This is a genomic window from Paraglaciecola sp., assembly GCF_030730205.1.
GTDB lineage: Bacteria > Pseudomonadota > Gammaproteobacteria > Enterobacterales > Alteromonadaceae > Paraglaciecola.
In genome coordinates this window covers 1-14,165 of sequence record NZ_JANQVQ010000068.1, presented here as the reverse complement: position 1 = coordinate 14,165, position 14,165 = coordinate 1, and the positions used below count along the sequence as shown (strand labels likewise).

Below are 14,165 nucleotides of genomic sequence, written 5' to 3'. Positions count from 1 at the left end.
TACTCGCGCCAAACCAGTTTGACGTAATTAGGCTTAGAGAGATGTAGGCCTTAAAACGTATCGCTGACTGAAAGTGCGGCGCTACCCAAGAGTTCTCTAGCCCGTTTGTTTTGGTCATCATTTTTGGTTTGTACTATAACCGTCCATTGATGATTGTTGGTCGCTTGGCGGGTTTTATTGATAACACCATCATGGTCAGGGCGTAAGGTCATTAAACCCGCAAGCATTAAGCCAAGAAATGTGCCTCCCATCGCCAGGGCAATAAAAACCATCACTGGACTGGAGGTGGTGAGCGCTGGACCATATTGACTCAAAATAGCCGCGACAATCAATCCAAGTGCTAAGCCAACCGCGCCGAATCTTAAATGAGATGTTATGAGCGTACGACCAATACCTTTGTCGTCGGGTTCAACCTTTTGCGCAAAACTCTCATCCTTGGGTACGACTAAAGCGACTTCTTCTGCAGTAAAATCCCCCTTACTTTTAAGCAGGTTGACTGCCGCCTGAGCACTCGACTCTTGTTCAAATACCCCAGCCACTTTACCTGGGTGTTTTTCATCATTTACCGTTAATACCATGACTGTTCTCCTTAAATTAGATTTATTTGATGGCATTTAGCCACACATTCAAATCTGTTGAACAAGACAGTTTGCAAGGTAGATGCCAGAGTACTACCACACGCCTAGTTAACCTTATAGGCTGGATAAGCGATAACAGTTGGTGCTATTAGCCCTAGGTTAAGGTCCGGTTTACAACGAGTAAAGGGTCAAGGTGATTGATCATCAAAGTTGAAATTTCGACAAAAGATAGGATGAAAAAGTGAAAAGTTTGCTGCGATAGGTAAAAATTACACTGCACATTTAGCAGCCCACTGCCTTTTACATTTATAAGGCAGTCGCTGCTAAAGCTAAAACAGGATTACGCCCCGAGAATCCACAGAAGCGTATCTAAACCACCACGGCGAATCGCTATGTCTGCTTTTTCTCTTACAATAGGTTTGGCGTGCAAAGCAACACCTAAGGCAGCGGCATCCATCATGACTAAATCATTTGCGCCATCGCCCATTGCAATGGTTTGACTGTGGGGAATTGACCATTTGTCTGCTAACGCGAGTAAGGTGTGCGCTTTTACTTGGGCATCAACGATATCGCCGTCCACTTTCCCCGTTAATTTACCGTCGATGATTTCAAGCTTGTTGGCCATTGCGGCGTCAAGCTCTAGGCGCTCTGCCAAATAATCAGCAAAATAAGTAAAGCCACCGGATGCAATAGCAACCTTCCAATTATAGTGTTTTAGCACCTTAACTAAATTAGCAACGCCAGGCATTAAAGGCAGGGCATCACGCACTGTTTGTAAGATGCTTTCATCGGCATCGGTTAAACACGCTACACGGGTACGCAAACTTTGGGCAAAATCTAACTTTCCTTGCATAGCTTGTGCTGTCACCGCTGAAACTTGTTCACCTACACCAGCCAGCATTGCAATATCGTCGATACACTCGCAAGCAATAACCGTACTATCCATGTCCATAAGCAACAAACCCGCCGCGTCTAAACTTGGCTTTTGCTTTACCAAGCACAGTTCCACACTAAAACGGTTTGCGATGCGTTCACATTGCTGTTTAAGCTCATCGTCATTCACTACAGCCACTTTGGCCGCGAGTGCAAAATCTTGTTTGCCGTCCACTTTTACCACATACCAATAGGCAATATTGAGTTGGGCGTTTAACTGCTCGCTGAGCTGCGTTATTAATTGTAGATTCAAACCTTCGGTAAATACCACTAAGGTTTGCTCATCAGGCTTTGTTTTAAATACCGTGTTACTGCCCTCTTGCTCAATGCTGCCAGCTACAGCGGCAGAACTAATGAGCTGCAAATTTGTCAGTGTAAACTGAGCTAAGCCCTGCTCCACTAGCTGCGTTAAAAATGCGGATGACACTAACTGCGAGGGTGTTAACGAAAGTACAAACACAAATACACGATCCTTAAAAAGTAGCTCAGCTTACGAGCCAATAAATACGCTAGCGACTTACAGCTAGGTGTGATGCTGAGCATGTTAACCAAAGGGCTGAGGATTTTCTATCTACCTTTTAGTTCAGTTATGAGTTACCTATGCTTTTTAATATTGAAGGTTAAGCACTGGCCTGTGCTGAGATGCTCGCTATTTAAGTTGAATTCCCACTCAACGTGCGCAACCATAGGCGCATAAACAATAATATAAACTAAGCAGTTTTCCATAAGTTGTCCCTATGAGCCTCGCCTTGCAACCCATCGCTGTTATTCGTACACCCTACAAACAAAAGTTTGCCATCCCTCGACAGCCTGGCCTAGCCAAACATACCGAAGGATTTATCGAGTTTTTAGCTGAATATGCCGATCCTAATTGTTTAAGGGGAATTGAGCAGTTCAGTCATTTATGGCTTATTTTTCAATTTCATCAAACAGCAGAGCAAGGTTGGTCGCCCATGGTTCGCCCGCCTCGCTTAGGTGGGAATAAAAAACTTGGCGTATTTGCCACCCGCAGCACGTTTAGACCCAACAATATGGGCTTGTCGGTAGTGGAATTTGTCAGAGTAGAACACCACCAAGGGAAGTTAACATTGGTGGTCAGTGGCATGGATTTACTCGATGGCACCCCTATATTAGACATAAAGCCTTATGTGCCTTACGCTGACGCCTTACCCCATGCCACTGGGGGATTTGCCCAAAGCCAGCCTGAACTAGTGCAAGTCGACTTTAGCACTAAAGCGGCAGCGCAATTAGCCCATTGGCAGAACCTCTATCCCAACTTAAAGGCTACGATCAACGATGTATTAGGGCAAGATCCCAGACCGGCCTACCACGGTAAATCACAGCAACATAAGGTGTATGGCATGAGTTTGTATGACTTAAATATTCAATGGCACGTCATAGACGACAAGTGCCAAGTCATTGATATTCAGCAAAACCCATAATTAGGCTATTTTTGCCTTTAGCCCTTGGGTTGCTGCTGATAGAATAGCCGCCGTTTTTTCAATCCTTTATGTGAGATACAGAACCGCATGCGCACAAGCCAATATTTATTAGCAACTCAAAAAGAAACCCCCGCTGATGCAGAAGTCATTAGTCATCAGTTAATGTTAAGGGCAGGTATGGTGCGCAAGGTCGCAGCGGGTTTATATAACTGGCTTCCTACGGGCTTACGAGTGTTGAACAAAGTGGCAGAGATTGTGCGTGATGAAATGAACAAAGCCGGCTCTATCGAAATTCTAATGCCAGTAGTGCAACCTGCTGATCTATGGCAAGAATCAGGACGCTGGGAGCAATATGGTCCAGAGTTATTGCGTATAAAAGATCGTAATAGCCGTGATTTTGTTTTGGGCCCGACTCATGAGGAAGTGGTAACCGCCTTAATTAAAAACGAAGTAAGCAGCTATAAACAGCTTCCCTTAAATGTGTATCAAATTCAAACGAAGTTTCGTGATGAAGTGCGCCCCCGTTTTGGCATTATGCGCGGTCGTGAATTCACCATGAAAGATGCGTATTCATTTCACATGGACCAAAACAGTTTAGAGCTCACCTATCAAGATATGTATCAAGCCTACTGCAACATATTTGAGCGGATCGGCCTTGATTATCGTCCTGTTATTGCAGACACCGGTTCAATCGGTGGGACGGGCTCACACGAATTTCATGTACTGGCAGAATCAGGTGAAGATGATATCGCCTTTAGCACGGTTTCAACTTATGCTGCCAATATTGAAATGGCTGAAGCACTTGCCCCTGCTGGTGAGCGCCCTGATGCACAACAAGAACTCAGCAAGGTCGCTACCCCAAAACAGCGCACTATCGAAGAAGTGTGTGCCTATTTAGATGTTAGTGCGGCTCAAACAGTGAAAACCCTTATTGTACTCGGTACACCAGATGAGCAAGGTAAACAAGGTTTAGTCGCTTTGGTCGTGCGTGGTGATCATCAATTAAATGAAATCAAGGCAGAAAAACAGGCGGGCGTTTTTAGCCCTTTGACCATGGCAAACGAAGCACTAATCGAAGCAAGTTTAAATTGTACCATTGGTTCTATCGGTCCTGTCGGTTTAACTATTCCGGTGATTGTGGATCGCAGTGCGGCACATCTGGCTGATTTTGTGTGTGGCGCAAATGACACCGATTATCATTATAGCGGTGCAAATTGGGGCCGTGATGTAGCCTCATTTACTGTGGCAGATATTCGCAACGTACAAGTTGGCGACCCATCACCTGATGGTCAAGGCACACTAGATATTAAACGGGGTATTGAAGTAGGCCACATTTTCCAACTGGGAAATAAATATTCGCAAGCCATGAACTGTGGCGTGTTAGACGAAAATGGCAAATTTCAAGTATTGACCATGGGGTGTTACGGTATTGGCGTGTCTCGTATCGTTGCAGCAGCCATTGAGCAAAACCACGACAAATATGGCATCATTTGGCCAGACGCTATCGCCCCTTTTAAACTTGCCATCATTCCAATGAATATGCATAAGTCACCGCGTATCCAAGAAGTGGCAGAAAAGATGTATGCTGATTTAAAAGCGGCCGGTATCGACGTATTGCTAGACGATAGAAAAGAACGTCCTGGTGTAATGTTTAATGATATGGAGCTAATCGGTATTCCCCATACTATTGTTATTGGTGAGCGGAACTTAGACGAGCAAAAGGTTGAATATAAGAATCGCCGCAGCGGCGAAAAACAAATGTTAGACCTAAGTGCCGTTAACGAATTTGTTAGCCAACTGTAACACTGTTGATAAAATAAGACCGTCGTCAACATACGGCGGTTTTGTTCAACTAAAATACCCATGATAGGTAAAATATACTTATACTGTTGATCTCAGGTGTTATTGTTTATCACATCTTAAGCTGACTTAACGCTAACCTAACGTACCAAGTTGAGAGAACTACCTATGCAAGTGACCTTTTATGGCGTTCGCGGCTCTTGTCCCTCACCGGGTGCGAATTTCATTAAGTATGGCGGTAATACAGCCTGTGTACATGTTGAACTTGAGGATGGCTCTGACATTATCCTTGATGCTGGCACCGGCATTAAAAATCTAGGTCAAAAACTCATTAACAAGAGTGGTGATATCAATCTATTACTGTCTCATAATCACTGGGACCATATTCAAGGCTTTCCCTTTTTCTCGCCTATTTATCAGCCTAAACGCAATATATTTATCACACCGGGGCAAACGTCACTGGCTGAACATGACGCAATCCTTAAACAAATGAGCGGCAGCTATTTTCCTGTAGACTACACCACGCTGGCCTCCAACATTCAGATTGTAGTCAAACCCGAAGGTACCGACACATGGCAAATTGGCTCAGCTAAAATTAGTCGATTGCAAATGAATCATCCTGGCAGTGGTAGCTCTTTTTCAATTGAAGAGAATGGCAAAAAGATGGTTTACATTACCGACAACGAATTGTATCCCCCTTACAAAAAAGCCACCGATTTTCTCGATTGGGTTGAGTTTGCCAGAGACGCAGAATTAATTATTCACGACGCCCAATACATGATCGCGGATATGCCACAAAAAGCAGGCTGGGGGCATTCGGTAGCAGAAGAAGCAGTAAAACTCGCTCTCGCTAGTCGAGCGAAACGCATGGCACTATACAGCCATGACCACATTCGTACCGATACTGAAATTCAAGCCATTGAAGAACATTGCCAAGACGTGATAGCGTTAGCCGAAGCAGACCTTTCTTTATTCGCCGCAGCAGAAGGACAGTGTGTAAGTTTGTGAGTACAGAAACCACTTTAAAACGTAATGAATACGCCTTATTACTCTCTGGCGGTGGCGCAAGAGCCGCATATCAACTGGGTGTGCTTAAATCGATATCCACCTATTTAGCACGCAACCATGGCCTGCCCTTCCCTATACTATGTGGCAACTCGGCTGGCGCATTTAATGCCACAGGCCTTGCTTGTTATGCATCTTGCTACCATTTAGGGGTAAAAAAACTCGAATCTGTTTGGAAAAACTTTAACACTCGTCATGTATATGACAGTGGTATTCGAGATGTATTTTTTCATCTTTCTCGTAACTTTTTACGCAGTTTTCAATCCGAACAGCATCAGAAAAAAGCGGCCAGTTTATTAAATAACCAACCTTTGCGCCGACTGATCAGACACTATTTAGACTTTCATCGCATCGACCGAAACATCGCCTCAGAACATTTACGTGCCATATGTGTGAATGCATCCAGTTATACCACCCACGATTCTATTAGCTTTTTCCAAGGTCATCACGATTTACAAGCTTGGTACAGAGAGCAGCGCAGAGGAATGGCGTGCACCATTAACTCAGAACACTTAATGGCGTCATCAGCCATACCTTTACTGTTTCCGCCTGTAAAGATGGGCGGAGAATATTTAGGTGATGGCTCGGTGCACCAACTCTCTCCCTTAAGTCCAGCTATTCATTTAGGGGCGAGAAAAATAATGGTCGTGGGCGTTGAACAACCTCAAAGAATGTCTCGATTCACTGATATGAAACGTTTTCCCAGCAGTATTGCTATTGCCGGTCATTTACTTGATACGATCTTTGCCGATACCTTGCGCTCAGATTTAGAGCGCATGGAACGCATTAATCAAACAATCGCCCACATGACCTATCAGCAGCGCCAACAAACCTCTTTGAAAACCATAGAGTGTTTAGTGATTAATCCCAGCATTAGCTTTAATGAAATGGCCGCGCGACATTTTACTACCATGCCCTCAGGCATAAAATTACTACTACGTATGTTAGGTTTACACGACAAAGCGGACTCTAGCTTGTTGAGTTATTTATTATTTGAAAAAGAATTTTGCCGCGAGTTAATTGAACTTGGATATCAGGATGGTTTAGCCAGAAAAGATGAAATACGCAGTTTTTTAAATATTTAGACAAAGATTCAATCATTCAATAACCTCAAATTTACTCATTAATATGCATGCTTAATTTTATAGACAAGAAGATATTTCTGAGATCATGACTTCATTTTATATGACCTTATCTCAGGGTAATAACACATGAAATCCAGCATATTTAAACATCCGCCTTTTCTTCATTTCTTGCTGGGCAGAGCCTCATTTAGCTTTATCGACTCTGTGATGTCGGTGGCACTAGCATGGCATTTATATCAAGCGACCAAAGATCCTTTTGATTTGGCCCTAGTCGGACTGTTTCAAATTACCCCTGTTCTTGCATTATTTTTAGTCACTGGCTGGGTGGTCGATCATGTTTCTCGTAAGAAAATCTTAATCTGTGGGGCCTTGGTGCAACTTGCAGTGGTAATAAGCATTGCAGTCATCATGCAAGACCCCACATTCAATAAATGGCACTTACTGTTATTAATCAGTGTTTATGGCACTGGCAAAGCATTTATGTCGCCCGCTTTACAAGCAATACTGCCCAATTTAGTCACTAAAAATCAACTCAATCAATCATTAGCTATTACTAGTACAGTATGGAATATTGCCCTGACTGTCGGTCCCTTTGTGGCAGGATTAATGATCGCCTGGGTTGACCTTCTTGTGTATTGGTTGCTAGTGGTCATGTCGTTTGTTGCATTCATCAGTTTTCTAAGGCTGCCCGCCATAGGTCCAGCCAATCATTCGCAGGCAGGGCGTAAAGATTTACTGGGTGGATTTCGGTTCTTAAAAATTAATCCAATTGTATTAGGTAGCCTCAGCCTTGATTTATGTATTGTACTACTTGGCAGTGTTGTGGCCTTATTGCCAATATATGCAGCAGACATACTGCATGTAGGCCCTACTGGCTTAGGTATGCTTAGGGCCATGCCAGCGATAGGCGCCGTATTAATTGGCTTGTATCTATCGCATTTTAAAAGTGAATTTGCCCATACGGGCCACACGCTATTTATTGCCTTAGGCATTTTTGCGTTATCCGTCATAACCTTTGCCTTTTCAACTACTCTGTGGCTTTCGGCGGTTGCCCTGTTTGTTTATGGTGCCTCAGATATGTTTAGTGTTGTTATTCGCAGTGCGGTGGTCCAACACAATACACCAGACAAACTTCGTGGCCGTGTCAGCGCGGTCAATTCAATCTTTATTGCCTGTTCAAACCAGTTAGGTGATTTTCGTGCAGGCTCTGCGGCGGCGGCGTTAGGGCCAGTCAATGCTGCGATGTTGGGGGGAGTGTGTTCTTTGATTATCGCCCTTGGTGGAGCGTTAACCTTCCGAGATTTACGTCGACTGAAATCTACCATTGAAGATAAGAATCATCAGGCGACTTGAGTCGCCTGCGTAATAAAGTAACCTACATTAAGATTACTTTAATTATTATTCTTCGCCGTTGCCGCGCATTTTGATTTGTAAACCTTTCAAAAAGTTACGTAAAATTTGATCTTTACATAAACGATATTGGCGGTTTTCAGGCTTTCTGAATAATGCGCTCAGCTCTGGTTTGCTAATTTTAAAGCCACTTAAGGCCATCATTTCGAGTACTTCTTCCGCCTGTAAATTAAAGGCTATTTTCAATTTCATAAAAATAATATTATTGGTTAAACGACGTTCAACAGGCGCTTCAACACCTTCACGTTTGCCCCGTTTTAAATTAATTAAACCATTTAAAAACAAAGAAAACTGTAAATCGCTAATGGCCACAAAAGCAGGATCATCGTCCTTGCGCAACCACCCATGCAGTTGCTCGACCGTTGCCGGATAATCTGCTTGACCGAAGACCTCAATCATTTGCTTATCGTTAAAATCGAGTATGTAACGAACGCGTCGCATCACATCATTATTAATCATAATTTTCCTAAAAATAGGTCGCCACATGCGACCGTCAATAATTAGCTGTAGTTTACGTTCTTTGCAGAAAATTACTCTACTATCTTATTTAAAATAGTACTTTCGCGCCACTTAGTACTTATGCACTCTCGGTAGGATAACGATCGACAACACGTTCGCTATCAAAACCCAAAAGTTTAATAGATTTTTAATATAGACCTTAGAAAATCCGATTATGAAAAACACTCCCTTTGCCGCAAAAAAGCAGAAAAAAGCCGATTTTTTAACAGCCTTTACGCAAATTAGTAACGCCTTACCTAAGCTTTTTTGACTTACTATTAACGAAGTGGAAAAAGAGGCTCCTTAGTATTTTGACTCCCCTATCTACTGCTTATTCAGATCTATACAATAGCGGCCTAATTTGGAGGGTATATGAATCGTCGCACCGCTACATCTGTCATTTTTATTGGTTTTTTCCTTTTAGGTATGGTGTTTATCCTATGGGGGATAATGCTGCCTGACCTAGCCAAAACGTTGGCCATGAATGAGTTGGTCAGTGGCGCGTTTTTTACGCTTATTTCTATCGGTGCAATTGCTGGTGCCTTTGTCGGCGGAAAATACATTCAAAAATTTGACTTTATGTCGCTGTTTGCCTGTTTATCGCTCTCTGTGGCAGGTTTATTATTATTTATGGCGAGTGTGAGTCACTGGCATTGGCTGCTAGTCGGTGCATTTTTATTGGGATTTATTAGCTCCAGTTTGTTCACCATCGGCCACACCATGATTGCACGTCTGCATGCTAGCCGTCGTTCCACTATGATGGGCTTAATGGACTTTATGTTTAGTCTGGGCACGCTGGCAGCGCCATTTTATATCTCAGCCCTATACTTACTCGAACATGATTGGCGATGGCCCTTGCGATGGCTAGCAATTGCCATGGTGGGTTTAGCGGCATACGCTTGGTATGCTGCACGACGCGGTAAAAAGTTCGCCATTCCCACCCAACCACAACTGCGAAAAAGCTTGTCTTATGGCGAAGTTATTAAACGCCCCATTTTCTTTTTCTTGGCATTAGCGGCGGTAGGCTATGGTGCAGTTGAATTTGGTAATGCAAATTGGTTTGTCAGTTACGCTCAACAAGGTCGAGGCTTTACCGGTGAAGAGGCGCGTATGGTGTTCGCCTTTTTTACCGCGGGTATGGTTATCAGCCGTTTGGGTTTTTCTACTTTACTGCGCTGGTTGTCACCTCATCGCTTGATGTTGATATTGGCAGGTATTATGGCACTAGGCGCCTTTATTATTAAATTAGCGGTTGAGCCTCAACTTATGTCTTTGGGTAACCTATTGGTTGGCCTAGGGTTAGGGGCATTATTTCCTTTGATGTTATCAAGTGCAATGGATATCGATAGTGACAAAGGGCCAATATTGTCGGGGATGTGTGTTATCGGCTCGTCAGTGGGCGTGCAACTGGCCTCATTTGGTACGGGTTTTTGGGCGAGCTTCTCTTCAATCAACACGGCTTTTTGGACTGTACCTATTGGAGCAATCTGGTTGTTAGTGATGGTCTGGGCCTATAGCCGCTATTTAAAAAAACAGCTTCATCAACTCAACAACACCGTGGAGTAGTTGTCAGTAGAAGCGTTTGTTATTCGATAGGCAAGTAAATATCAATAATCGATTGTTGCTCGGCCACATCTGGAAATAAATTGACGCGCTCAATAAAACAAGGAAAGTCACGCAGGGTTTCACCACTTGCGGCTAACCATTGACTATAGAGATACTGAATTTTTTGGCCTAACAAAATCTCAGGGCCGTTGTGACGATAAACAGCGCAGCGGCCAGCAGGAATAATCTTAGCAACAACACCTTGCGGGTTTTCAGCAATTTCTATCTCCGTCGCTGCACAGATATCCAGCCGATAGTCTTGCGGTTTCACTAGCGCAGGATCATCGTAAAAAATATTGTACGTTGCACTTTTATTTGGCAAAACACCATGGGCCTTTCGCCATTCGATAAAACTCGCCACTGAATCCATAACGTGATGCTGGGCACCAAGATGTTCTTTAACTGCAACGGCGGTTTGCGGAAAATTAACTATTTTAACTTCTTTGAAGGTTTGAATAGAGCGCATATCGTTCTCATCTTTTTGCATTAAATAGGTTTTGATTGGCCCATACATCGGATCAAAAATGTGTTGCCAGTGCTCCCAATTAGGCTGGTTTCGAAAGGACGAAGGACTGCAACCTAAGATTTTTTTAAATTCTCTAGAAAAACTGGCTGTGCTTGCGTATCCGACATCCAAGGCAATAGCGGTGATACTGATATGAGAGCGAAAAACAAGTTGATAAGACGCATATTTAAAGCGTTTTATCTGTAAATACTTACCGACACTCACGCCCAGATTGGCAAAAAACCACCGGTGAAAATGAAACTTAGAAAAATTAGCCAAGACACTGAGTTCTGCAACACCGATTGTATGGCCTAAATTAGCATCAATATACCCTAAGACATGATCAAGCCTTCTTTGATAATACGCCTTCAACACCGTCGCCCCTATACATCATAAAACTACATTAAGACACGAAGTGTGCCGTAATACGCTGCAAAAAACTTAGCTAATATTGCGCAATTCATTTAAAGGTAAAACTGAATTGCTGACGTTCAGAGGGGCTTTGACTTTTCTGCTGCAATCTTGCCAGTGCTCGCAATTTGTCCATGCGAGCCAAAATATCATCATAAACTTTGCCTGATTCATGAGCAATAAAAGAAGGGCTCGCTACATTGAACCTTGGCACAGGGACGGTATCCAAAAGGTGATACGATTTGTTTTGATTAGATTGAGTGTAAGGCATATTAACTCCAATACATAACAACTGTTTTTTTATACAGTATATAGTTGTATAAAAATCAGTCAAGCCTGCCTCTCTTTTTTTTACCAATCCAACATCTTGAAGCAATTAGTTCGAATTAATCGAACAAATAATCTCAAAATTAGCCGTTTATTTATGGCAATAATATGAATATAGTAATAATTCACATTTGCAATCGCATGGAGGTCACATTGTTTAAAAATTCACACCTAAGCTATGGTTGGTTGGCAATCGCCCTGCATTGGTTGAGTGCCATCGTTATTATTGGCATGTTTATTTTAGGCTTATGGATGGTGGATTTAGACTTTTATAATGCTTGGTATAAAGACGCGCCTCATTACCATAAAAGTGTAGGAATATTATTAGCGCTGCTTATTGCTATTCGCTTAGTAGCAAAGCTGATGCAAATATCACCACAAGGCGTAGGTAAACGTTGGGAACAAAAAACCGCCAAGCTTGTCCATTTGTTATTGTACCTTGGTTTATTCAGCCTATTTATCAGTGGGTATCTCATTTCAACTGCTGATGACCGGGGAATTGATATTTTTAATTGGGCTACTGTGCCCTCCTTGGGCGAGCTTTTTGCCAATCAAGAAGATTTAGCCGGAGAGATTCACGAATGGGTAGCCTATTCACTTATTGCTCTTGTTTCACTGCATGCCCTAGCGGCTTTAAAACATCATTTTATAGATAAAGATTTAACGCTCAAACGAATGATAAAACCCATTAATCAAAAAAAGGATCTCTCATGAAAAAAACACTCATTGCTGCCAGTTTACTCAGCCTTTTAAGCTTTGGTGCCCTTGCTGCCGACTACGTCATTGATACAAAAGGGGCGCATGCCTCGATCAATTTTAAGATAAAGCACTTGGGCTATTCTTGGTTAACCGGTGGGTTCAACAAGTTTGATGGCACCTTTAGCTATGATGCGGCCCAACCCGAAGCATCCAAAGTGGCAGTGACTATTGATACAGAAAGCTTTGATTCTAATCACGCTGATCGTGATAAACACATTAAAGGAGACGACTTCTTGCATGTAAGTAAGTTTCCTCAAGCAAAGTTTGTTAGCACCAAAGTAGAAGACTTGGGCGATGGCAACCTTAAAATTATGGGTGATTTTACCTTACACGGTGTAACCAATTCGATTGTGATAGATACCCAAAAAATCGGTGAAGGTAAAGATCCATGGGGTGGTTACCGTGCCGGTTTTGAAGGAACCACTCGTATCGCTTTGGCTGACTACGGTATTACGTATAATTTAGGGCCTGCTTCAACATATGTTGACCTTATTTTGAACGTTGAAGGTATCAAACAGTAGAAGAATATCTTTTTCTTAATATTATTCGAAGCCCGTTCTTGAGACGGGCTTTTTTATGTGCTCAAATCAGCGCTTAATAAGCGAGTTGCTTGATAATATCAAAAGGAAATACATGTGCCACACGTTAAAATAACAGGCTTGTTGTTGCTTATAGTGGCGGCATTTCTGCTGTATTTTGGATTTAATCAGGCCGATTCAGCAGTGGAAAAAATTTCAGAAACCCTAACTGGTAAGTACAGTGATGAAACAATGAGTTATTTAATTGGTGGTGTTGTCGCTGCTTGTATTGGCTTATATTTGGTAATTAAACGTAAATGAAGACCATAGGTTTAATCGGTGGAATGAGCTGGGAATCTACCGTAAGTTATTACCAGCAGATTAATCGCGACATTAAAAATACGCTGGGCGGGTTTCATTCAGCAAAAATTATCTTGTTCAGTCTGGATTTTGCCGAAATTGAACAAATGCAAAAACAAGGTGATTGGGAACAATCCGCAAAAGTGTTGATTGAGGCCGCGACCACTCTTGAAAAAGCAGGCGCTGACTGTTTGGTGATCTGTACTAATACCATGCATAAAGTAGCCGATGACATTAGCGCTGCAGTAGACATTCCACTTATCCACATTGCCGACTCAACAGCCATTGAACTGCAACAACACAATATTACCAAAGTTGGTCTTTTGGGTACGCGCTTTACCATGCAAGAAACATTTTACAAAAACCGCTTAGTCGATAAGTTTGGCATAGAGGTCGTTGTACCCTCTGAACGCCAACAATCGTTAGTGCATTCTATTATTTACCAAGAGCTGTGTTTAGGGATTATCCAACCTGTGTCAAAAGACATTTTTTTAACGGCCATTGATGACTTGGTAAACGATGGGGCGCAAGCAATCATACTGGGCTGTACTGAAATAGGTTTGTTAGTACAGCAAAACATGACACCTGCTCGTCTGTTTGACACGGCGGCAATTCACGCCAGTAAAGCCGCTGAGTTTGCCTTAATTACGCCCTAAATTGGCAGTTGGTTTTTATCATAAATTACCTTTGATAAAAACCAGCTCAGGACAACACACATCTCCTTACGTTTTTACTCGAACTTTTTAAGCACTACAGTAGACAAATTACTAGCCCTGCATACCAATTTCAAACCAGTCTAAGTGTGTTACGTTGTGCAGCATATAGCCTCAACTACTGAATTAAAAAGGAAGATAAATTGAAGAAACTAG

Annotated in this window: 15 protein-coding genes; 10 read left to right on the top strand and 5 right to left on the bottom strand. The window is 42.6% G+C overall.

The annotated features are described in order from the left end of the window. Window positions 1–50 precede the first annotated feature (50 nt). Entirely contained in the window at window positions 51–578 is a 528-nt protein-coding gene (locus NWQ57_RS05935) for a hypothetical protein (protein WP_306021217.1), read from the bottom strand. A gap of 340 nt (window positions 579–918) precedes the next feature. Continuing rightward, window positions 919–1,971: a phosphoserine phosphatase SerB gene (gene serB / locus NWQ57_RS05930; protein WP_306021216.1), complete on the bottom strand. Its 1,053-nt coding sequence runs from the start codon at window positions 1,969–1,971 to the stop codon at window positions 919–921. A 277-nt stretch (window positions 1,972–2,248) separates the two neighbouring features. On the opposite strand from serB, the gene tsaA reads away from it, so the two are divergent. The 5 genes from tsaA (at window position 2,249) to NWQ57_RS05905 (ending at window position 8,256) form a co-directional block, all read left to right on the top strand. Then, window positions 2,249–2,953, top strand: coding sequence for a tRNA (N6-threonylcarbamoyladenosine(37)-N6)-methyltransferase TrmO (gene tsaA / locus NWQ57_RS05925; RefSeq protein WP_306021215.1), 705 nt, complete (start codon window positions 2,249–2,251; stop codon window positions 2,951–2,953). An 87-nt stretch (window positions 2,954–3,040) separates the two neighbouring features. Further along, complete coding sequence (locus NWQ57_RS05920; RefSeq protein ID WP_306021214.1) at window positions 3,041–4,756, top strand: proline--tRNA ligase; 1,716 nt, start codon at window positions 3,041–3,043, stop codon at window positions 4,754–4,756. Between the two features lie 165 nt (window positions 4,757–4,921). Beyond that, window positions 4,922–5,761 carry an MBL fold metallo-hydrolase gene (locus NWQ57_RS05915; RefSeq protein ID WP_306021213.1) on the top strand — a complete coding sequence of 280 codons (840 nt, stop codon included), beginning with the start codon at window positions 4,922–4,924 and terminating at the stop codon, window positions 5,759–5,761. Then, a complete protein-coding gene (locus NWQ57_RS05910) occupies window positions 5,758–6,903 on the top strand; it encodes a patatin-like phospholipase family protein (RefSeq protein WP_306021212.1) in 1,146 nt (381 codons plus the stop codon). Before NWQ57_RS05915 ends, NWQ57_RS05910 begins: the two co-directional genes overlap by 4 nt. 126 nt (window positions 6,904–7,029) lie before the next feature. After that, window positions 7,030–8,256, top strand: a complete 1,227-nt coding sequence (locus NWQ57_RS05905; protein WP_306021211.1) for an MFS transporter — start codon at window positions 7,030–7,032, stop codon at window positions 8,254–8,256. Window positions 8,257–8,301: 45 nt separating this feature from the next. Here the strand turns inward: NWQ57_RS05905 and NWQ57_RS05900 are convergent, their stop codons facing one another. Further along, window positions 8,302–8,772 (bottom strand): DUF1456 family protein, encoded by a 471-nt coding sequence (locus NWQ57_RS05900; protein WP_306021210.1) that lies wholly within the window; start codon window positions 8,770–8,772, stop codon window positions 8,302–8,304. 411 nt (window positions 8,773–9,183) lie between these two features. Between NWQ57_RS05900 and NWQ57_RS05895 the strand changes: the two genes are divergently transcribed. Then, the gene (locus NWQ57_RS05895; protein WP_306021209.1) at window positions 9,184–10,377 is read left to right on the top strand and encodes a sugar MFS transporter; all 1,194 of its coding nucleotides are present in this window, start codon (window positions 9,184–9,186) and stop codon (window positions 10,375–10,377) included. 19 nt (window positions 10,378–10,396) lie between these two features. Here NWQ57_RS05895 and NWQ57_RS05890 read toward each other — a convergent pair whose 3' ends face one another. Together NWQ57_RS05890 and NWQ57_RS05885 are read right to left on the bottom strand one after the other, a co-directional pair. After that, window positions 10,397–11,296: a GyrI-like domain-containing protein gene (locus tag NWQ57_RS05890; RefSeq protein ID WP_306021208.1), complete on the bottom strand. Its 900-nt coding sequence runs from the start codon at window positions 11,294–11,296 to the stop codon at window positions 10,397–10,399. Between the two features lie 85 nt (window positions 11,297–11,381). Continuing rightward, entirely contained in the window at window positions 11,382–11,603 is a 222-nt protein-coding gene (locus NWQ57_RS05885; RefSeq protein ID WP_306021207.1) for a hypothetical protein, read from the bottom strand. 209 nt (window positions 11,604–11,812) lie between these two features. Here NWQ57_RS05885 and NWQ57_RS05880 point away from each other — a divergent pair, with 209 nt between their 5' ends. The 4 genes from NWQ57_RS05880 to NWQ57_RS05865 all read left to right on the top strand — a co-directional run bounded on the left by NWQ57_RS05880 (window position 11,813) and on the right by NWQ57_RS05865 (window position 13,952). Next, window positions 11,813–12,373 (top strand): cytochrome b, encoded by a 561-nt coding sequence (locus tag NWQ57_RS05880; RefSeq protein WP_306021206.1) that lies wholly within the window; start codon window positions 11,813–11,815, stop codon window positions 12,371–12,373. Beyond that, window positions 12,370–12,939, top strand: coding sequence for a YceI family protein (locus NWQ57_RS05875; protein ID WP_306021205.1), 570 nt, complete (start codon window positions 12,370–12,372; stop codon window positions 12,937–12,939). The genes NWQ57_RS05880 and NWQ57_RS05875 overlap by 4 nt, the downstream gene beginning before the upstream one ends. 114 nt (window positions 12,940–13,053) lie before the next feature. Further along, window positions 13,054–13,257, top strand: a complete 204-nt coding sequence (locus NWQ57_RS05870) for a DUF3185 family protein (protein ID WP_306021204.1) — start codon at window positions 13,054–13,056, stop codon at window positions 13,255–13,257. Beyond that, a complete protein-coding gene (locus NWQ57_RS05865; protein WP_306021203.1) occupies window positions 13,254–13,952 on the top strand; it encodes an aspartate/glutamate racemase family protein in 699 nt (232 codons plus the stop codon). The genes NWQ57_RS05870 and NWQ57_RS05865 overlap by 4 nt, the downstream gene beginning before the upstream one ends. Window positions 13,953–14,165 lie beyond the last annotated feature (213 nt).